Origin of the sequence: Henriciella sp. (genome assembly GCF_029936995.1) — a bacterium.
Taxonomy (GTDB): domain Bacteria; phylum Pseudomonadota; class Alphaproteobacteria; order Caulobacterales; family Hyphomonadaceae; genus Henriciella.
In genome coordinates, this window is sequence record NZ_JAPYRE010000002.1 from 310,908 (window position 1) to 330,496 (window position 19,589).

The following is a 19,589-nucleotide window of genomic DNA, read 5'->3' on the forward strand; positions in this document are numbered from 1 at the left end:
GGGCCGTGGTGCATGGGTTTTTTCCGCTCAGGCAGCTGCGCTGCGTGGTGTCCGCTGCGTTTCATCCATCATGGCAATCAGGAAATCGAGCATTGCCTCCGGGCGCTGGATGAAACGGTTATAAGGCAGGTCGGCCTTGAAAACGGGAGAGGCGGCAATGTTGCAGCCGCAGCGTAGCGCCGTGGCAACGATCTGGTCCCGGTCAGGGTGTGCGCTTGAGACAGCGAGCCTGTGGCTGCCCATATTGGCCAGACGGGCAATCGTCATGTCGCCATCATAACTGTCCGGCAGTGTAAGCTCGGTAACAACCAGGTCAAACCGTTCGAGCCGCAGGCGGCGTTCAGCCTCCATCAGGGTGCCTGCCAGGACAAGGTCGATCTGCACGCGGGCGCGCGCCGCCTTGTCCGAGGCGATTGTCAGCATGTCACGTGCTGGCTCCTGATCCTCAATCCATAGAACTTTCATGAACTCTACCTGTCTTACTTCCAGATCCGGAGCGTCCTGCTCACCCCTCTCAACATATGCCACCTTGGCAGCTTCCCCTTACAGCTTGGTAAAGCGAAACTTTCTGAAACGTTGACAATTCAAAGTCTTGATCATGGTCAGCCAGACGCGTGCAGGGCCGGGAATCCGTGATAGGATAAGGGATTCAGCGCGATAAGGCGCTTTTGACACGCGTAGATTGGCGGGCAATGACGGAAGAGATTGTTAAGAAAAACCCGACCGGGTCTGCATTTTTTGACGGCCTTGAAGAGCCGGACAAGCATATCGTCGACACGCTGATCCAGGAGCGCTGCCCGAGTTTTGCCGGCCACTGGACGTGGCCTGTCATGCGTCCGCTTCTTTATAGTGTCCTCGGCTATCGCAAGGCGCGCGGTATGGCCGATCACCTTTCCGGTCTGAACGGGCGTGAGTCCTTCAACTATCTTTCCAGGGAATTGAACGTGAATCTCGACCTGCGCCATCTGGACCGGCTGCCGGAGAAGGGGCGTGTCGTTATCGCTGCCAACCATCCGACAGGGCTTGCCGATGGCGTGGCCGTCTGGGACGCCATCATTCGCAAGCGCGAGGATGTGGTGTTTTTCGCCAATGCCGATGCGTTGCGCGTGAACCGGCAGTTCACCGACGTGCTCATCCCGATCGAATGGGTCGCGAGCAAGCGGACACCGGCCAAGACTCGCGAAACCCTGAAGCTCGCCTCGGAAGCCTTCGAACAGGAGAAATGCATCGTCATCTTCCCGTCGGGCAAGCTCGCAAAGAAGAATAATGGCGTGCTGACCGAGCAGGAGTGGTTCTCCACCGTCGTCAGCCTCGCGCGCAAGCAGAAAGCGCCGATCGCGCCTCTTCATATAGAGGCGGAGAATTCCCGGCTTTTCTACAGGCTGAGCAAGATCAATGGCGAGCTGCGTGACATCACGCTCTTCCATGAACTGCTGAACAAGCGCCGTGCCGAGTTCGATATGGCCTTCGGGCCACTGATCCCGCCTGAGCGGCTGGCCGGCGATGCCCAGCAGGTCACAGCGGCCTTGCAGGCGCATGTCGCTTACAGGCTGGGCGAGAATCCCGATCTCGAGTTCACGGCGGTCTCGTCGAACAATTCCTGAAACAAATGTAATGTCCCGCGCGTTGCTTTATTTCGGTTCTAAAAGAAAGGGGCTGGAATAATGGAAGAATTCTGGAACAACACAGTTTCACAGATGCAGGAATACGGACCGAAAATTCTTTTCGCTGTTCTTATTCTCATCGCTGCCTATGTCGTTGCGTTACTCGTGAAATGGGTGATCTCGACGGCCATAAACAAGACGGGCTTCGGAAAGGGCCCGGCAGACCCGGAAGGCAAGGCGACCCAGTCTCTGGGCGACAGTCTCGGGATTGCCGCGTTCTGGATCGTCATGCTGATCGGCGTGATACAGGCGTTACAGCGCCTGGAGCTGACGCAGATCGTCAACCCGCTCAATGCGATGCTGGCTGATGTTCTCACCTACCTGCCGAATGTATTTGGTGCGGTCATCATCTTCATCCTGTTCATGATCGTGGCAAATGTGGTGCAGAAGACGGCCAAGGCGGTCTTCACCTTTGCAGACCCGGTGCCCCAGCGTCTTGGCCTGGCCTCTGGCCCGGTTGATATCTCTGGTATTTCCGCAACGGTTCTTGCTGCCATAATCGGTATTCTCGGTGCCATCGCGGCATTTGACGTCCTGGCGATCGAAGCGATCTCCGGGCCGGCCAACGAGATGCTGAGAGATATCGTCTCTGCGATCCCGCGGATTCTGATTGCCGGTATCCTGCTGGCTGTCTTCGTCCTGATCGGGCGCTTCGTGCACAATCTCCTGATGCGCATCCTGCCCGGCCTGGGTGTGGATTCAGCCGTGTCTGAGCTCGGCATCCTGAAAGGCGCCGACAAAGGGCTGACGGCTTCCAGTGTTATCGCCAAGGTCTCGATGTTCTTCATCGTCCTTCTCGGCCTTATCCAGGCAATGCGGGCGCTTGAGTTCGATGTCCTGACTAATGCCACCTATACGGTGCTGGATCTTGCGGCCTCGATTGTCTTCGGTGCGGTCATCATCGTTGCCGGTGTCATCATTGCTCGCCTTGTCAGCGGTGCTATGGCGGCTACTGGCGAAGGCATCAGCGATCTTGCCGCGAAAATCGTCAAATGGGTGATTGTCACACTGGCCATCATTCTGGGTATTTCGCGCATGGAGCTTGATCCCACGGGTGGCGAGTTCGTCCTGAACGTCGCGGAAATGCTCGTCATGGGTGCCGCTGTCGGTCTCGCCATTGCCATCGGTATCGGCTTTGGCTGGGGTGGCCGCGACTGGTTCGCCCGACAGCTCGAGAAGTGGAAGCCATAGGCTGACGCGACTCTGCAAACAGGAAGGGCCGCTCCATACGGGGCGGCCCTTTTTTGTGCGTATGTTTGTTTGAAAAGCGCTTTGTGCCTAGACGCTTTGCTGCTGGTCGGCGCCCGTCAGAGAGCCGTGGCAGTGCTTGTATTTCTTGCCTGAGCCACAGGGGCATGGCGCATTGCGCGGGGTCTTCGACCAGTCATCCTCGGCCTGGTGCAGCGGCTGGCCCGGCGGATTGGGAGCCGGGCCCTGCTGGTTAGGGCGCATCTCATTGCGGCCCGTATCCGGATCGAGATGGGTCTCGCGCATATCGTCACGGGCCACCTGCTTTTCGCGCGCGGCAGCAAGCTGGGCTTTCTGCTCCTCTGTGGCCGGCGGGGCAATCCGGATGTTCATCAAGATGCGGCTGACCTCGACGCGCATCGTGTCGAGCAGGTCGTTGAAGAGCTTGAAGGCTTCTTCCTTGAACTCGTTCAGCGGGTCGCGCTGGCCATAGGAGCGAAGGTGAATGACCGAGCGCAGCTGGTCGATCTGCTGGAGGTGCTGGCGCCAGCGGGCATCGAGAACCTGCAGGAGGACCTGTTTCTCGACCGAGCGGATCTGCTGGGCACCGGCCTGCTCGACCTTCTCCTCGAAGGCGTCTGCTGCCGCGGTGCGGATGCGTTCGGCGATTTCCTCGTTGGCAACGCCTTCCTCGGCGGCCCAGTCGGCGATTGGCAGATCCAGACCGAGTTCGTCCTTGAGCGTCTCTGACAGCCACTCAACATCCCACTGTTCGGCAAAGGCTTTCTCCGGCATGGCCCGGCCAACCCAGCCGTCAATCACGTCATTGCGCATGTCCGTGACAACATCAGTGACATTGTCGGCATACATGAACTCGCGGCGCTGTTCGAACATCGCCTTGCGCTGGTCATTGATGACGTCATCGTATTTGAGAACATTCTTGCGGATCTCGAAATTGCGTTCCTCGATCTTCTTTTGTGAGGTTTCGATCGCCTTGTTCATCCAGGGATGCGTAATCCCCTCATCTTCCTTGATGCCGAGGCTCTTCATGATCGAATTGAGCCGGTCGGCGGCGAAGACGCGCATCAGGTCGTCCTCGACAGAGATGAAGAATTTCGACTTGCCAGGGTCGCCCTGACGCCCCGTCCGGCCGCGCAGCTGGTTGTCGATGCGCCGGCTCTCGTGGCGCTCGGTGCCGAGAACGAAGAGCCCACCGGCTTCAAGGGCCTCTTTCTTGCCCACCTCGATGGCGGCCTTGATCTCGTCGGAGAGCTGTTTCTCCTCGTCTTCCGAAGGCTCGCGCCCATGCTTTTCCTTGAAGGCATCAATCGCCTTCCAGAACCGCATTTCATAGTTGCCGCCCAGCTGGATGTCAGTCCCGCGGCCAGCCATGTTGGTGGCCACAGTGATGGCACCCGGCAGGCCGGCTTCGGCAATGATTTCGGCTTCCTGCTCATGGTGGCGGGCGTTCAGCACATTGTGCGGAATTTTGGCTTCGGTGAGCAGGTTCGAGATCCTTTCGGACTTCTCGATGGAGGCGGTGCCGAGCAGGACGGGCTGGCCCTTTTCGCGGGCTTCGCGCACTTCATTGACGATCTCGTCGAACTTGGCCTGCTCGAGGCGGTAGACGACATCATCCTCGTCAACGCGCTGGACCGGTTTGTTGGTCGGCAGCTGGAAGACTTCGAGGCTGTAGATGTCAGCAAACTCCGCCGCTTCGGTAATGGCTGTGCCGGTCATCCCGGCGAGTTTGTCATAGAGGCGGAAGTAGTTCTGGAATGTGATCGAGGCGAGGGTCTGGTTTTCCGGCTTGATCTCGACGCCTTCCTTGGCCTCGATCGCCTGGTGCAGACCTTCTGAAAGCCGGCGGCCTTCCATCATGCGCCCGGTAAACTCGTCGACCAGCATAACCTGGTCGTCTTTCATCAGGTACTGCTTGTCCCTGTGAAACAGTTTGTGCGCGCGCAGCGCCTGATTGGCATGGTGGACGATGGTGACGTTCTGGGGGTCCCACATCGACCCCTCGATCAGCCCGGCTTCCTCGAGCATCTGTTCCATCTTCTCCATGCCATCTTCAGTGAAGGTGACGGAGCGCTGCTTTTCATCGAGTTCGAAATCGGTTTCGTCGTCGAGCTGCGGGATCAGCTTGTCGATGGTGCGGTAGAGGTCCGAGCGGTCGTCTGTCGGCCCGGAAATGATCAGCGGTGTGCGTGCCTCGTCAACCAGGATGGAGTCGACCTCATCGACGATGGCATAGGCATGGCCGCGCTGCGCCATCTGTTCGAGCGAATATTTCATGTTGTCGCGCAGATAGTCGAAGCCGAATTCGTTATTGGTGCCGTAGGTGACGTCGCAGGCATAGGCTGCCTTGCGTTCCTTGTCGTTCAGCCCATTGACGATCACACCTGTCGTCATGCCGAGTGTTTCGTAAATCTTGCCCATCCATTCCGCGTCACGGCTGGCGAGATAGTCGTTCACGGTGATGACGTGGACACCCTTGGCCGGCAGTGCGTTGAGATAGACGGCAAGCGTGGCCACGAGCGTCTTGCCTTCGCCTGTGCGCATTTCAGCGATTGCGCCCTTGTGCAGGACCATGCCGCCGATCAGCTGGACATCGAAATGGCGCATGCCGAGCGAACGCTTGGCGGCTTCCCGGACGGCAGCGAACGCTTCCTCGAGGAGATCATCCAGCTTCTCGCCCTGTTCGAGCCGTCCGCGGAACTCCGCAGTCTTTGCCGTCAGCTCCTCGTCGGAGAGGGCCTCCATATGTGGCTCAAGCGCGTTGATCTTCTCAACGCGCTTGCGCATGGGCTTGATTCTCCGATCGTTGGAGGAGCCGAATATCTTGCGAGCAACTGAAAGCATGTAACCGGGTACCGAACTTGTGCTGTTGACTTGGTCGGGCCCTCCTGCCTTCAACTTGTTGACAGAAGGTGCACGCTGACGTCGCGTGCATGCCGGGCGAACTAACCACTCGACCAGTCGCCGCCGGAGACTTAAGAACCCGCTCACAGGGTGTCAATGTAGGCCGCTGTTCCAGCAATTGAGGGCAATCGAATGAAATCCTCCCGTTCAGTGCTTCTCGCTATCGCCTTGAGTGCGCCAATCGTCCTGTCGGCCTGCCAGCCCGGCGAGGCTCCGGGGCGTGAGCAGCAGGTCGGTTTCGATGCATCCACAGCCGCGGTCGTGAATGGCGAACCCATCTATATTTCCGATGTCGAGCTTGAAGCCGTGGCGCAGGGCCGGATTGATCCGGGCGATCCCTTCGGACCGGATCACACCGAATACCAGATGGTCCTCGACCAGCTTGTCGACCAGCGCCTGCTTGCCCAGGAGGCGGTGCGGCGCGGGCTGGACCAGAGCCCTCAGGCCCAGCGACGTCTTGAGACCGCACGTGAGCGCCTGCTTGGAAACTTCCTGATGGAAAGCCTTGTCGCGACCGAGGTGACGGAATCCGCGATCAACAAGATGTATGAGGACCAGGTCAAGCTACAGCAGCTCGATGACGAGGTACGCATCCGTCATATCCTGCTGGAAAGCGAGGAGAAGGCACAGGAAGTGCTGGAGAAAGCCCGCGCAGGAGAGGACTTCACGACGCTTGCCTTTGAGAACTCCAATGACACGCGCACCCGGCTCGACGGCGGATCCTTCGGCTGGGTGGCGCCGAATGAAATGATCGAGCCATTTCCGGCCATTATCGCCGATACGGCGGCCGGCGAGATTTCGGAGCCCTTCGAATCCGAACAGGGGTGGCATATCCTGACCGTTGAGGAACGCCGCACGCGCCCGCCCCAGACCAAGGAAGAGATGCGTCCGGAGATCGTCACCTATCTCACCTTCACGGAAATCAGCCGCATTTTGCGCCAGCTGCGGGCAGACGCAGCTATCCAGCAGCGTGATGGCGGACCGCCGGACCTTTCCTATCTCGACAATCCTGCAGAGGCGGATGCCGAGACGGATGAGGCTGTAGATCCGGCCTCCTTGGCAGACGGGGAGACTGCTTCGCCAGAGGGCGAGGAGAATGCGGATTCGGGGGACGACCAGGAATGAAGCTGAAACCATCTCCGTTTGCCCCGGCGCAGTTTCCTGTCCTGCCGGAAGTGAGGGGTGTGCAGGCGGCAACGGCCTCGCGCGGGTTTTACGCGGCCCGGGGGCTTTCGCGCGACGATGTATTCCTGTTCGTCCTGCCAGAAGGCACCTCGGCAGCGGGTGTCTTTACACGCTCGACGACGGCATCGGCAGATGTCGACTGGTGCCGGGCCGCGCTGGACGCCGGACATGGCCATGCGCGCGCGCTGGTCGTCAATGCAGGAAACTCCAACGCTTTCACGGGCAAGGCCGGGACGGAAAAGAACGACGCCACGCTGAAGGCGATGTGTGACACGCTGGGTGTCGAGCGCGAGGCATGTTTTCTCGCCGCAACAGGCGTCATCGGCGAACCGCTTCCCGACGCGAACTATGTCGGTATGATGCTGCCGGAACTTGCCGGCAAACTGGCGGCACCGGACTGGGAAGCCTGCGCGCGCGCCTTCACGACGACGGATACCTTCCCGAAAGGCGCTGGCGCGACCTGCGAGATAGAAGGCAAGACAGTTTCCATTGCCGGTATTCTCAAGGGGTCCGGCATGATCATGCCCAACATGGCGACGATGCTGTGCTACCTCTTCACCGATGCCGCCATCGCGCCGCCCGTGCTCGACCGTCTCTTGCGGGAAACCGTTGACCGGACATTGAACTCGGTCACGGTAGATGGAGATACAAGCACGTCGGACAGCTGCATGCTGTTTGCCACCGGCGAGTCTGGTGCGGGCCTGATCGAAGATGTTGACGATCCTCGCCTTGATGGCTTCCGTGAAGCTCTAGATGGCGTGCTGCGCGACCTGTCCCACCAGCTCGTCAAGGATGGCGAGGGCGCTTCGAAGTTCGTGGAAATCCGTGTCGAGGGTGCAGCCTCCGGGGCGTCAGCGAAAACCATCGGCCTGCACATCGCCAATTCGCCTCTCATCAAGACGGCTATCGCGGCGGGCGATGCAAACTGGGGCCGCATCGTCATGGCGGTCGGCAAGTCGCTTGAGCCCATCTCGAAGGACGAGATGCGTATCTGGTTCGGTGAGCATCTCGTGGCTGAAGGCGGCATGCGTGCACCCGGCTATGATGAGGCGACGGCCAGTGGGCATTTTGCGCAGGACCACATCCACATACGGGTCAATGTCGCGGCGGGTGAAGCAGGCTGGACGGTCTGGACCTGCGACCTGACGCACGCCTATGTCGACATCAACGGCGCTTACCGGACATGACCAAGCGGCTTGTCCTTGTCGTTGCCGCCGCACTGTTTGACGCTGACGGCCGCATCCTTCTTGCCCGCCGGCCGGAAGGCAAGGCGATGGCGGGCCTGTGGGAATTTCCGGGCGGAAAAATTGAGCCTGGAGAGGTGCCAGAAGCGGCGCTTTGCCGCGAACTGGAGGAAGAATTACAGATTGCGGCTGATCCGGACGCGTTGAGACCGCTTAATTTCGCAAGTTTTGATTATCCCGATTTTCACCTTTTCATGCCACTTTACGAATTACGCGACTGGCGAGGAAATCCCGTGCCGGCGGAGGGGCAGTCCCTTGAATGGGTGCGGCCTGACAAGTTGATGGATTATCCTGCGCCGCCGGCGGATATACCTCTTTTCGAGGACCTGGCGGCCCGCTTCTGAAGGAATGCCCATGGTCCGGAAATCCATTTCGCGCCTCAAAAAGTCAGACAGGGGTGCAACGGCTGTTGAGTATGGGCTCGTCATGGCGCTCATGGTGCTCGCCATTATTGGCGGCATCACGGCACTGGGAACGAACACATCCGGAAACTTCGATTCTGCCGCAGAGGGTTTCCCGACCGACGAGGCTTCCCCAGAGTAATATTGACGCGGTGTGACGGCCTGCCATTCTCGCCCTTGTTCAGCAGGCGGGAAAAAGACCTCATGACCAAAGCGCAGCCCTTCAGGATAGAGATCAGCCAGGACAAGCTCGACTGGATCCGTTCACGCGTAGAAGCCTATAACTGGTTTCCCGCGCCGGAGGCTGGCGGACCCTGGCAGTTCGGTATGTCAGCTGCGGTCATGAAGGATATTCAGGCCTACTGGCTCAACCAGTATGACTGGCGCGAGGCTGAAGCCGAGCTCAATAAATGGCCGCATTACAAGGCAGAGATCGACGGGCTCGGGGTGCATTTCCTGCACATTGTCGGTGAGGCGGAGGGGAAGCGCCCACTCCTGCTTACGCATGGCTGGCCGGGGTCTTTTTACGAATTTTACGAGGCAATCGGCCCGCTCGCATATCCTTCTGAACATGGTGGGAAAGCCGAGGATGCCTTCGACCTCGTCATACCGTCCCTGCCGGGCTATGGGTTTTCCGGAAAGCCTGCTTCGCCGATGGGGCAGCGCAAGACGGCTGACCTGTTCGACCGTTTGATGCGCGAGGTGCTGGGCTATGACAGCTATCTCGCCCAGGGCGGGGACTGGGGCGGGCTGGTCACCTCATATCTTGGGCTGAACCATTCAGCAGCCAGCGGCGATGGAGGTTGCGAGGCCATCCATCTCAACATGATTGGTCTGCGCCCGACGCCTGCGCGCCCGCAGACAGAGGCGGAGACGGAATGGATGCAGGCCTCTCAGGCAAAGATGCAGGCTGAGGGCGCTTATTTCATGCAGCAGGCCACAAAGCCGCAGACGCTTGCCATGGCGCTGATGGATTCACCGGTTGGAACAGCTGCGTGGATTCTCGAGAAGTTTCATGGCTGGTCGGACCTTGAGAACGGCGATCTCTGGAGCGTTTATTCCAGAGACCAGCTCCTGACCAATGTCATGATCTATCTCGTCAATGACGCAATCGCGACGTCTGTCTGGTATTATACGGCGCTCTTCCTGGAGGGGGGTGTGGCCCTGCCGGAAGGCAAGCGCGTCGAGGTGCCAACCGGCTTTGCCAACTATCCGGACGAAGAGATTTATTCCCCTCCACCGCGTAGCTGGTGTGAGCGGGCTTATAACATCACCTGGTGGGCAGACATAGAGAAGGGTGGGCACTTCGCCGCCATGGAAGTGCCGGAGCTGTTCGTGCAGGATGTGAGAGCCTGGGCGCGTAGCCTATAAGCGCTGAAATCGCCTACAGCACCATCGTGAAAAGGGCGATCAGGATCTGGATGAAGATCGCCGCGCCTGCCAGCGCCACAACAGTTGCGATCCATGCGCCACCCATGCCCATGCCGACACCGATAGCAATGCCTGCGCCGGCGCACAGGACAAGCGACACGAGCCAGTTCATGCCGATGGACAGGGTAAACACCATGTAGCCGACCGAAAGCAGCAGGATGAGGCCGCCCCAGGTGCTGGCCTTCATGAAGCCGCTATACATGCTCGACTGAGCATTGATGTCCATTTCGCCGCGTGTGTATTCGCTCGAAGCCATTTGGCGTTCTCCGTGCTCGATTGCTGCCGTTTTTTACGAACCCGGCGCGTCTCGTCAAGCGCCACGCGGTCGCAGCTGCTGTTTTAACCGCCGGATCAGTTGAGTTTCGAGGTGTCTTTTTGTTTTGGAGGCACAAAGGCCGGTGGCAGAGGGGCAGCCGGAACGCCCTCTTCCTTGAGTGCTTCACGTTCCTCGGCCGTTGTCTCGCCCCAGACGGGACGATGCTCACGCTCGCCATAATACATCGAGCGGGCTTCTTCTGCGAAACCGTCGCCGACATAATCGTAATTCTCTGAGATATGCTGGCGGGCCCTGGCAGCGAGCTTGCCGAAGACACGTTCAGGGTCGGCGGCACCGGCTTTCTCCGAAGGGCGCACGGATGGTGCCATGATTTGTTTTCGAACCGTGTGCCCGCCACAGGACGGGCATGTGACCTGCCCGTCTTCAGCCTGTTTCTCGAACACATCAGAAGATGCAAACCAGGCCTCAAAGCCGGTTTCACAATCAAGACATTCCAGGGCGTAGCGGATCATTGGCTCAGTGTCGGGCTCAGGCAGCCTCGATCATTGGATCGAGCTTGCCGGATTTTTCCAGCGCCATCATCTCGTCGCAGCCGCCGACATGTATATCGCCGACAAAAATTTGCGGGAAAGTACGCGCACCATTCGCACGGGAGACCATTTCCTGCTTCTTGTCAGGGTCCATGCCAGCATCGATTTCGGTAAAGTCGACGCCTTTCTGCTGCAACAGGGAAACGGCCCGTGTGCAGAAGGGGCAGAAAGCGCGTGTGTAGATGGTCACTTTTTGCATTGTGGCTCCATGATCTCGGCTTGTTGCAGCCTTTATATGGTGATGTCAGCGGGCCTGACAACGCGCGCCAGCACAAGGATGCTGACCGATGCAGCCTTGCCCCGTTGCAAGGCAAGCGTGCACGCCGAAAGGGTTGCTCCGGTTGTGTAGACATCGTCGACCAGCACGATATGGGCCCCTTCGATCACATCGCGTTTCGATGGGCGGAGAGTAAAGGCGCCACGGACATTCCTCCGTCGTTCGCGCGCGGTGAGCCCGCCCTGGCTTGGCGTGGGCTTGTGGCGCACCAGTGCATCCATGATGGCGGGGCGCCCGGTTCGCCGTGACAGGGCGGCGGCGAGCCATCCGGACTGGTTGAAGCCCCGGCTGGCCAGTCGCCGGTAATGCAGGGGGACGGGCAGGATCAGGTCGGCGGAAGCGAGGACGTCGCGACCGGCCATGTCCATCCATGTGGCAAAGACAGGCAGGCCGTCGCGGCGGCCCGCACGTTTCAGGTCGAGAATGGCCTTTCGCGAGGCATCGTCATATTGAAGGGCGGCGCGGGCAGCCTGCCAGCGCGGTGGCTTCGCAGCACACGCCCCACACAGGGTTGCATCGCCAAGATCGGCTTCCATAGGCATGGCGCAGCCGCGGCAGCCACTGCCGCCGAGAAAGGAAAGCCGTGAAAAGTCTTCTGGCGGGATCAGTCCCTGACCCCCATGACTGAGACCTGTCAGGAGGGACCGCGGGGGCCAGATAAAGTCACCCATTGAGCGCAGCGAAGCCTTTGCAGCACGCCGCAAGCGATGCATATCAAGGCCCATGCCGTCTTCTGCCCCACCCAAACTCTTTGATCGAAACCAGGTGCGCCTGCACCGGGACCGGGCTGCACCCGATTATGACGACTATGCCTTCCTGAAGGCGCGGGAGTCGAGTCAGCTCATTGAGCGCCTGCAAGATTCCACGCATCGTTTCGAACGCGCACTGGATCTTGGTGCACATGACGGGCGGGCGGCCCGGTCACTTCTGGAGAGCGGGCGTGTAGATGCTGTCGAAGCGGCAGATATATCGCCGCGCTTCGTCGAGCAGATGCAGGCCGAAGGTCTTGAAGCCAGGCTTCTGGATGATGAAACACCTGCCCTGGAGCCAGAGCGCTACGACCTTGTAACTTCTGTGCTTAATCTTCACTGGGTCAACGACCTGCCCGGCACACTCGTGAGAATCCGCGAACAGCTGAAGCCGGACGGGCTGTTTCTCGGCTGCCTGTTCGGCGGCGGTACGCTGTCTGAACTGCGCACCTGTCTGATCGAGGCAGAGGCGGAGATAACCGGTGGGGCGGCTGCGCGCCTGTCACCGCTGCCGGGGCTGCAGGACATGGCCGCGCTCATGCAGCGCGCAGGCTTCGCCCTGCCAGTGGCTGACATTGATACGGTTACTGTGCGCTATGGCGATCCATTCAGATTGCTCAGAGATATCAAGGGGATGGGAGAGCAGGCAGCTTTCATGACGCAGGCGGAAGCGCCGCGCCGTCCGCTGTCGCCGCATGTGCTGGCACGAATGGCGGAGCTCTATGCCGAAAAATTTAGCGACGCCGACGGGCGTTTGCGGGCGACTTTCAACATTGTGTGGCTGTCAGGCTGGGCGCCGCATGCGAACCAGCCCAAACCCCTGCGTCCGGGAAGCGCACGCCACAGCCTGGCGGACGCCGTGCGGAAAGCAGGGCGGACGAATGGCGGAGAATCCTGAAAATCGATGGTCTGGCAGCGGTCTGGTGACGGTGTGAGAGCGGTGCACCAGAAAGCCACTTGCAAGCGGCATGAAAAAGCCCGCGCGCCGAAGCGTGCGGGCTTGATCTGGATATGTATCCTGAATTCAGGCTAGTTCTTGAATGCGCTGAAGATGTCGTCGGCGTTCGGGGTGTCACTGTCGACCGCTTCGGACTGGGCGTCTGTCTCTTCGGCAGGCCTGAGGCCCGGCCCGGACAGCTCTGACTCTTTCTGCGTATCCATCTTCTTGCGCTTGCTTGCCGCCTTAGAGATCACTTCATCGAGTTCGATCTGCGTGCACAGGCCCAGCGTCACCGGATCGACCGGCTTGATGTTCTGCGAATTCCAGTGCGTCTTGTCGCGCACATTGGTGATCGTCGCTTTCGTCGTGCCGATGATCTTGGAGATCTGTGCATCGGTAACTTCCGGGTGGTTGCGAATGAACCAGGCGATGGCATCGGGCTTGTCCTGGCGGCGGGCGACCGGCGTGTAGCGGGCGCCCTTGCGCTTTGGCTGCGGGATGTGGGCGATTTTCGACTCGGCCTTTTTCAGGCGATAGTCGGAATCTTCCTCACCCTTGCGGATTTCCTCGCGCGTCAGCTCGCCGCCTGAGATCGGGTCGACGCCGCGCATGTTCTCGGCGACGTCGCCATCGGCAATGCCCTTCACCTCAAGCGAGTGCAGGCCGCAGAAGTCGGCGACCTGGGAGAAGGTCAGCGTGGTATTGTCAATCAGCCAGACGGCCGTCGCCTTGGGCATAAGAATATCGGCCATGATGGGCTCCGTTTGCTCTGGTCCCAAAACGCAAGCCGCCCGGCCTTTCGGGCCGGGCGGTCAGGGTTCCGGAACGGGAAAAAATCCTAACACTGGGGATTATAAGCCTTTCGGGCCGGATTGGGAAGGTGGGCTTTGTAGTGGCCCTTATCCGCCCTTGGCGACATTCAGCAATATCTTGCCGATATGTCCGCCCTTCTGCATGAGGGCCTGGGCGGCTTCGGCCTCGTCGAAGTCATAGGTATCCTCGATGACCGGCCGGATTTCGCCACTGGCGACCAGCGGCCAGAACTGTTCCTCGACAGCGGCGCGTATTTCTGACTTCTCCTCGACGGGCCGGGCACGAAGCGTCGTTCCGGTGAGGATCAGGCGTTTCAGCATCAGGTGGATCAGGTTGAGCTCGACTTTCGGGCCATTGAGATAGGCGATGTTGCAGATACGCCCGTTCACGCGGGCCGCGGAAATGTTCTTCTGGACATAATCACCGCCGACCATGTCGAGAATGACATCCGCCCCGCCAGCAGATTTTACGATCTCCTCGAAATCCTCTTCCTTGTAATTGATGGCGCGCGTGGCGCCGAAGAGTTCGGCAGCCTTGCACTTTTCCGAGGAGCCGGCAGTGGTCCAGATCTCGTCGGCGCCTGCGGCCTTCACCATCTGTATCGCCATTGAGCCGATGCCGGACGTCCCGCCATGGATAAGCACGCTTTCGAACTTCCTGAAGGTGCACCGCATGAAGATATTGGCATAGACCGTCATCATGGCTTCTGGCAGGGCCGCGGCCTGCAGCAGCGTCAGGTTCTCCGGCACGGGCAGCAAGGAGCCCTCGTCGACAGCGCAGAATTCGGCATAGCCGCCGCCTGCAAGCAGGGCGCAGACACGGTCGCCTTCACTCCACCTTGTGACCTTTTCGCCAACTTCAGTGATTGTGCCGGAACATTCCAGTCCCATGATCTCGGAGGCGCCGGGCGGGGGCGGATAGTTGCCGGTCCGCTGTACCAGATCCGCACGGTTGATGCCTGCGGCGGCGACCTTGACCATGACATCGTGCGGACCGAGGGCCGGGCGTGGCACGTCCTGCAGTTTCAGGGCTTCACCGTCTTCAGCGATGACGGCTTTCATCAGGTCGGTCATGATTCCTCCGCGGCTTTGCCTGGCATCTGCCAGCCATCCCCCCGCGTATGGAGGGATGGGCAGGCAGCGTCAGCCCTAGAACAGCTCAGCGGTTCTTTCCAGAGTGCAGCCGGGAAATGTCAGGCGGGGCAGGGGATTATTGCCTGCAGGCAAGGCGGACGCTTACTTCCTTGCTGCGCAGGTCTGAAGAGGAAACCACCGGACGGCCAACCCAGGTATCCGCGATCTTTCCGGCCACGCACTCGCAATAGCCGGGCCCGTCATTCGGGACACGCATGCAGCTATCAAAAGTCGCCTGGTATGCGCCATCATGACGGCGGCATTGAGGAACCGTGTCATAGTATTTCATGACCACGCCATTGCCGAACGACATCGGGTCAGGGTTCCTGAGCTGTTCGAGTTTCTGCTGCTGGTCCGCGATCTTGCTCTCGAATGCCGCAGCCTGTTCGGGCCGTTTGGTGGCCATGTCCCTGAGACGGTCAATTGCCTTCTCGGTGCTCTTTATGGCGCGCGCATTTTTCTCGGCGGCCTGCCCGGCCATTGCCAGGCGGACATCGCCAGCACTCGCGCCGATGCAGGAGCAGTCGAAAAGTCTCTCGCGTCTCCCGCCATCACGACAATACGTCTCGACAGGGTCAGTGTTTGCCATTGCAGTGATGTCCGTCTGGGCGGTCACAAACGGTGCAGGCCACACCATAAGGCACATGCAGGCTGTCCAGGCGCAGAGTCTGTTAAGAAAGGTGCTGATTGTCATGATCTGTCCCCTAAGTCCCCGGTTAAAAGACAATTAATCATACCAAGAGCTTTACGCAGGGGCAAGAAGAGCGGCCCCGATACGGACCCGGTTCAAAACGGCACTTGATTTGTCCACGCGCCTGTCCTTGCCTGTCTGACCTGAGGCCAACTGGGATGGAGCCGCGCAATCAATGTTCGAAGATGATCCACCGAAACCCGCCGCGATCGATATGGAGCGGCTTTCCGTTGACGAGCTGAAAGCCCGTATCGAGTCGCTGAAATCTGAAATCGCCGCGTGCGAGGCCGAGATCGAGCGCAAACAGGCGCATAAATCGGCCGCTGACGACTTCTTCAAGTCCTGAGGGTGGTTTCCTTAATATCCTTTAAACACCGAACGGCCTAAAACCTGCATAATCTGTAGCAGATTGATACAACTGGACACGTTTGGACAGATATGGCCGTTACGCCCAACCCCGCCCCGAGACACACTGAAGGCCCCGGCCTGCCGGATTATACGACGAGCCGGGTCTTCGAACGCGTATTCGCCGATGGCATGGCGCTGGTCGAGGAGGCTGCCGCCTTCCTCGACGGGCCGGGCCGTGACATGGCAAAGTCACTTCCACGCGAAGCCGGGTTGACTTATGCGGCCTGGAGCATGGACCTGACCTCAAAGCTGATGCAGGCGGCCAGCTGGCTTGTCATGCAGAAGGCTGTTCGGGATGGGGACATGGCATATGAGGATGCGCTCAAGAAAAAATACCGTATCAGCCGCGAGGGCCCGCCGCTTGATGCGTCCAAGCAGCGCGGGCTAGGCCTGCCGGATCATTTCCTCGATCTCGTCGAGCAGACCGAGAACCTCTATGGCCGGATCTGCCGCCTGGACGAGGCCATCTATGTCGAGGGTCACGAGGGTGAGCACAGCCCGGTCCAGCGCCAGATCGACGAGTTGAAGGCGGCCGCCGAAGACGGGGCGTTCGATCCGCTACAAGTCTGGGCGCGGGCGCGCTAGCCCGTTCTACCGCCTCAGCACGATCCGCAGATTTTCGCTTGGCACTTCGCGGCCTTCGGCAGTGACGAAGGCTGTGCGGACAGACTGGCGGCTCTGCATGTCTGTGAAGCTGACCGGGGGCAGGCTGTCACTGTCGAGCCAGACATCGCCCCACTGGGTCAGCGCGATAAGGACGGGGCGCAGCGCTTCGCCTTTCTCGGTCAGTACGTATTCCGGCCGGGCGCGCTTGCCCTCGACCTTGTACATCTTCTTTTCCAGCAAGCCAGTCTCGACCAGCGATCTGAGCCGGCCAGAAAGGATGGTGCGCGGGGTGCCGAGTTCGGACTGGAAATCGTCGAACCGGCGCAGGCCGTAGAGCGCTGAGCGCAGGATGAGCAGCGTCCAGCGGTCGCCGATCTCATTGACGGCGCGCGCCAGGTTACAGCGCTCGGGCGAGACGGGGGATTTGCGCGACAGCGGTATCATGACGTTATCCATGCATGAGTTCGTCTTCCAAATCCAGCCTAGAGTTTGCAGCGGTGAAAGGCTTCGCAGGCGCGCCGGGGGCTGCTAGACCGGCTGCGATACAAGAGGCGATGAACGGATGCGGGTCCCCAAGACAGCGATCGACACACGCATGGCGAGTGCGCTCTTTGCTGAGGCGCAGGCCAAGGGCGTGACAGGTTTTGCGGGCGCTGTGGCGAGCCGGGCCATGGGCGGGCTCTGGGTCGGCGGAAATGTCTGGCTTACACCGGAGGAACTTGTCTTCAGGGCCAATGCGATGAACCGGCGCTTCCATCTCGATCCGAAGACGCTGGCGTGGCGCATCCCGCTTGCCGAGGTGGAGAACGTGAGTGTGTGCAAGGCATTCGTGACGCGCATTATCGAGATCAGTACCGGGGAGGAGACCCGCTCCATCCGCTGCTTCAAGGCGAGCGCCTTTGCCGCTGCGATTGAGGCGACTGCCCGCAAGGTCAGGGCCTGAGGGGCAGCTTTTGCCCCTGTGGCATAGCGGGCAGTTCCCTTCCGGGAAAATCTGCTCTAGGTGTCGCGCGCAGAAAGTGTTGATGAAACATCGCAGGAAGGAGGCCTCCCATGGCTCGCAAGAAGATTGCTCTTATCGGTTCAGGCATGATTGGCGGCACGCTCGCCCACATCTGTGCGCGTGAAGAGCTCGGTGACGTGGTTCTGTTCGACATTGCCGAGGGGCTGCCGCAGGGCAAGGGCCTCGACATTGCAGAATCGACGCCGGTCTATGGCTCGTCCGTCGATCTCAAGGGTGCCAATGACTATGAAGGCATCGCGGGGGCAGATGTCTGCATCGTGACCGCGGGTGTGCCGCGCAAGCCGGGCATGAGCCGGGACGACCTGATCGAGACGAACCTGAAAGTGATGAAGGCCGTCGGCGAAGGCATCAAGAAAAACGCGCCGAATGCCTTCGTGATCTGCATTACCAACCCGCTCGACGCCATGGTCTGGGCGCTGCAGCAGTTCTCGGGCCTGCCGAAGAACAAGGTGGTCGGTATGGCCGGTGTGCTGGACAGCTCGCGCTTTGCCTACTTCCTGTCGGAAAAGACCGGCGTGTCGGTCGCAGACGTGCATGCCTGGACGCTGGGCGGCCACGGCGACACGATGGTTCCGATGGTGCGTCACTCCACCGTGGGTGGCCTGCCGCTGCCGCAGCTGGTCGAGCAGGGCTGGATGACCCAGGACGAACTCGACGGCATCGTCGACCGTACCCGCAAGGGCGGCGGCGAGATTGTCGGCCTGCTCAAGACCGGCTCGGCCTTCTATGCTCCGGCTGAAAGCGCTGTCGCCATGGCGCAGTCCTATCTCAAGGATCAGAAGCGCGTTGTGCCGGCAGCCGCCTATTGCGACGGCCAATATGGTGTCGACGGCTTCTATGTCGGTGTGCCGACCCTGATCGGCGCAGATGGCGTGGAAAAGGTCCTCGAATTCGACCTCAACGACGATGAGCGCGGCATGCTGACCAATTCGATTGATGCCGTGAAGGGCCTCATCGAAGCGTGCAAGAAGATCGACTCGAACCTGAAGTAATTCAGGCAGAAAGAGATTTCGGAGAGGCCGGGCCCGGTGGGTCCGGCCTTTTTTGTGCGTTGTGTTCACCCGGCTCTCACAACAGCGTGTCCGGATGTCATTTCCAGTTGATGCGCGCAGGCTGATAGCGTGCAGGCACATCAAACAAGGGAGATCTGTCCATGATGAAGACGACCACGATTGCCGCAGCACTGATGATGAGCGCCGCCATGCCTGCCTTTGCGCATCAGCACGGAGGTTCTTCGGACAAGATGTCTGAAGAGAAAATGTCCGATGAGGCGATGTCCGATGACAAGATGATGGAGGACGACTCCATGTCTGAAGACAAGATGGATCACGGCTCGCATGAAAACATGTCGGGCGATGACATGATGCATGAGGATGACATGTCCGACGATGCGATGATGGACGAGGGCATGGGTGACGATGAGTCCGACGAAATGATGGAAGAGGATCAATAGCCCTCTGGATCAATGCCTGGAGGCGGCTTAGACACCGCCTCCATGGCCCTAACACTTTCCCGGCAGATCGCTGACACTGCAAGGTTCACCGCCGTTCATGCGGGGCTCGTGCCCGAGGATGAGGCGTCGCTGCCCTGGCTTGTGACCGGCGCTGTGCTGATGATGCAGCAGGCTTGCACACTGGCGCTGCACGAAGCGGAAGCGGAACTGCCGGTGATGCCGGGACCGGGGGAGCTGGCCGTGCGGGTGGGTGATGAAGCCTGCCTCGTCCAACCCTACACAGCCCCTCTCAAACCAGAACATTATCGCGCCCTGGAAGAGCTCATCAATGCGCGCAATGGCGTGATGCACCCGAAACCGGATGGCCTCGACATAGAGACAGGTGGCTTGCCGGCCGGGCTTGTTGTTGCCACGCGGCTGGTGCGCCACCTCGTGATTACTCAGCCCGTGCGACCATCAATGGTAGACACGGATGAGGCCGCATCCATCGGGCATTCACTGGAACTGATAGACAGCGCGGTGGATTTCTGGCGAACGGTGGCGCCTGAGGGATAGCCCCTGAATGCAGCAAGCCTCGGTCCCGGCCCGTC

The 19,589-nt window shown here is 60.0% G+C and carries 24 protein-coding genes; 14 read left to right on the forward strand and 10 right to left on the reverse strand.

All coding sequences use genetic code 11. From position 1 onward, the window contains the following. Positions 1–27: 27 nt before the first annotated feature. A complete protein-coding gene (locus Q1K31_RS05785; RefSeq protein WP_300377649.1) occupies positions 28–465 on the reverse strand; it encodes a response regulator in 438 nt (145 codons plus the stop codon). A 203-nt stretch (positions 466–668) separates the two neighbouring features. Here Q1K31_RS05785 and Q1K31_RS05790 point away from each other — a divergent pair, with 203 nt between their 5' ends. Both Q1K31_RS05790 and Q1K31_RS05795 read left to right on the forward strand, forming a co-directional pair. Then, entirely contained in the window at positions 669–1,604 is a 936-nt protein-coding gene (locus tag Q1K31_RS05790; protein ID WP_300377651.1) for a 1-acyl-sn-glycerol-3-phosphate acyltransferase, read from the forward strand. Between the two features lie 60 nt (positions 1,605–1,664). Beyond that, on the forward strand, positions 1,665–2,855 hold the full coding sequence (locus Q1K31_RS05795) for a mechanosensitive ion channel (protein ID WP_300377653.1): 1,191 nt from the start codon (positions 1,665–1,667) through the stop codon (positions 2,853–2,855). A gap of 87 nt (positions 2,856–2,942) precedes the next feature. Here the strand turns inward: Q1K31_RS05795 and secA are convergent, their stop codons facing one another. Beyond that, positions 2,943–5,717 carry a preprotein translocase subunit SecA gene (gene secA, locus Q1K31_RS05800; RefSeq protein ID WP_300377655.1) on the reverse strand — a complete coding sequence of 925 codons (2,775 nt, stop codon included), beginning with the start codon at positions 5,715–5,717 and terminating at the stop codon, positions 2,943–2,945. A 192-nt stretch (positions 5,718–5,909) separates the two neighbouring features. Here secA and Q1K31_RS05805 point away from each other — a divergent pair, with 192 nt between their 5' ends. The 5 genes from Q1K31_RS05805 (at position 5,910) to Q1K31_RS05825 (ending at position 9,978) form a co-directional block, all read left to right on the forward strand. Further along, positions 5,910–6,902: a peptidylprolyl isomerase gene (locus Q1K31_RS05805; RefSeq protein WP_300377657.1), complete on the forward strand. Its 993-nt coding sequence runs from the start codon at positions 5,910–5,912 to the stop codon at positions 6,900–6,902. Beyond that, entirely contained in the window at positions 6,899–8,149 is a 1,251-nt protein-coding gene (gene argJ, locus Q1K31_RS05810; protein ID WP_300377659.1) for a bifunctional glutamate N-acetyltransferase/amino-acid acetyltransferase ArgJ, read from the forward strand. The genes Q1K31_RS05805 and argJ overlap by 4 nt, the downstream gene beginning before the upstream one ends. Next, positions 8,146–8,550, forward strand: coding sequence for a (deoxy)nucleoside triphosphate pyrophosphohydrolase (locus Q1K31_RS05815; RefSeq protein ID WP_300377661.1), 405 nt, complete (start codon positions 8,146–8,148; stop codon positions 8,548–8,550). The genes argJ and Q1K31_RS05815 overlap by 4 nt, the downstream gene beginning before the upstream one ends. Positions 8,551–8,560: 10 nt before the next feature. Then, the gene (locus Q1K31_RS05820; RefSeq protein WP_300377663.1) at positions 8,561–8,749 is read left to right on the forward strand and encodes a Flp family type IVb pilin; all 189 of its coding nucleotides are present in this window, start codon (positions 8,561–8,563) and stop codon (positions 8,747–8,749) included. Positions 8,750–8,811: 62 nt separating this feature from the next. Next, a complete protein-coding gene (locus Q1K31_RS05825; RefSeq protein ID WP_300377665.1) occupies positions 8,812–9,978 on the forward strand; it encodes an epoxide hydrolase family protein in 1,167 nt (388 codons plus the stop codon). A gap of 13 nt (positions 9,979–9,991) precedes the next feature. Here Q1K31_RS05825 and Q1K31_RS05830 read toward each other — a convergent pair whose 3' ends face one another. From Q1K31_RS05830 to Q1K31_RS05845, 4 genes are all read right to left on the reverse strand, one after another. After that, complete coding sequence (locus Q1K31_RS05830) at positions 9,992–10,294, reverse strand: aa3-type cytochrome c oxidase subunit IV (RefSeq protein WP_300377667.1); 303 nt, start codon at positions 10,292–10,294, stop codon at positions 9,992–9,994. Positions 10,295–10,389: 95 nt separating this feature from the next. Then, complete coding sequence (locus Q1K31_RS05835; protein ID WP_300377669.1) at positions 10,390–10,827, reverse strand: DUF1178 family protein; 438 nt, start codon at positions 10,825–10,827, stop codon at positions 10,390–10,392. Between the two features lie 16 nt (positions 10,828–10,843). Beyond that, positions 10,844–11,104, reverse strand: a complete 261-nt coding sequence (grxC, locus tag Q1K31_RS05840) for a glutaredoxin 3 (protein WP_300377671.1) — start codon at positions 11,102–11,104, stop codon at positions 10,844–10,846. 32 nt (positions 11,105–11,136) lie between these two features. Then, positions 11,137–11,907, reverse strand: coding sequence for a ComF family protein (locus tag Q1K31_RS05845; protein ID WP_300377673.1), 771 nt, complete (start codon positions 11,905–11,907; stop codon positions 11,137–11,139). Here Q1K31_RS05845 and Q1K31_RS05850 point away from each other — a divergent pair. After that, positions 11,906–12,829 carry a methyltransferase domain-containing protein gene (locus tag Q1K31_RS05850; protein ID WP_300377675.1) on the forward strand — a complete coding sequence of 308 codons (924 nt, stop codon included), beginning with the start codon at positions 11,906–11,908 and terminating at the stop codon, positions 12,827–12,829. The two genes, Q1K31_RS05845 and Q1K31_RS05850, sit on opposite strands and share 2 nt — an antisense overlap. 131 nt (positions 12,830–12,960) lie before the next feature. Here the strand turns inward: Q1K31_RS05850 and Q1K31_RS05855 are convergent, their stop codons facing one another. From Q1K31_RS05855 to Q1K31_RS05865, 3 genes are all read right to left on the reverse strand, one after another. Next, the gene (locus tag Q1K31_RS05855; RefSeq protein ID WP_300377678.1) at positions 12,961–13,623 is read right to left on the reverse strand and encodes a DUF1013 domain-containing protein; all 663 of its coding nucleotides are present in this window, start codon (positions 13,621–13,623) and stop codon (positions 12,961–12,963) included. A 147-nt stretch (positions 13,624–13,770) separates the two neighbouring features. Then, entirely contained in the window at positions 13,771–14,757 is a 987-nt protein-coding gene (locus Q1K31_RS05860) for an NAD(P)H-quinone oxidoreductase (protein ID WP_300377680.1), read from the reverse strand. 136 nt (positions 14,758–14,893) lie between these two features. Next, positions 14,894–15,406, reverse strand: coding sequence for a hypothetical protein (locus Q1K31_RS05865; protein WP_300377682.1), 513 nt, complete (start codon positions 15,404–15,406; stop codon positions 14,894–14,896). A gap of 277 nt (positions 15,407–15,683) precedes the next feature. Between Q1K31_RS05865 and Q1K31_RS05870 the strand changes: the two genes are divergently transcribed. Next, complete coding sequence (locus tag Q1K31_RS05870; protein ID WP_300377684.1) at positions 15,684–15,854, forward strand: DUF1192 domain-containing protein; 171 nt, start codon at positions 15,684–15,686, stop codon at positions 15,852–15,854. A 92-nt stretch (positions 15,855–15,946) separates the two neighbouring features. Then, entirely contained in the window at positions 15,947–16,501 is a 555-nt protein-coding gene (locus tag Q1K31_RS05875; RefSeq protein ID WP_300377686.1) for a DUF1465 family protein, read from the forward strand. Positions 16,502–16,507: 6 nt separating this feature from the next. Here Q1K31_RS05875 and Q1K31_RS05880 read toward each other — a convergent pair whose 3' ends face one another. Next, positions 16,508–16,966 carry a helix-turn-helix domain-containing protein gene (locus Q1K31_RS05880; protein WP_300377688.1) on the reverse strand — a complete coding sequence of 153 codons (459 nt, stop codon included), beginning with the start codon at positions 16,964–16,966 and terminating at the stop codon, positions 16,508–16,510. A 118-nt stretch (positions 16,967–17,084) separates the two neighbouring features. Between Q1K31_RS05880 and Q1K31_RS05885 the strand changes: the two genes are divergently transcribed. The 4 genes from Q1K31_RS05885 (at position 17,085) to Q1K31_RS05900 (ending at position 19,554) form a co-directional block, all read left to right on the forward strand. Further along, positions 17,085–17,465: a hypothetical protein gene (locus Q1K31_RS05885; RefSeq protein WP_300377690.1), complete on the forward strand. Its 381-nt coding sequence runs from the start codon at positions 17,085–17,087 to the stop codon at positions 17,463–17,465. Between the two features lie 110 nt (positions 17,466–17,575). After that, positions 17,576–18,538 (forward strand): malate dehydrogenase, encoded by a 963-nt coding sequence (gene mdh / locus Q1K31_RS05890; RefSeq protein ID WP_300377692.1) that lies wholly within the window; start codon positions 17,576–17,578, stop codon positions 18,536–18,538. Positions 18,539–18,699: 161 nt separating this feature from the next. Continuing rightward, positions 18,700–18,999 (forward strand): hypothetical protein, encoded by a 300-nt coding sequence (locus Q1K31_RS05895; RefSeq protein ID WP_300377694.1) that lies wholly within the window; start codon positions 18,700–18,702, stop codon positions 18,997–18,999. Positions 19,000–19,041: 42 nt separating this feature from the next. After that, complete coding sequence (locus tag Q1K31_RS05900; protein ID WP_300377696.1) at positions 19,042–19,554, forward strand: hypothetical protein; 513 nt, start codon at positions 19,042–19,044, stop codon at positions 19,552–19,554. Positions 19,555–19,589 lie beyond the last annotated feature (35 nt).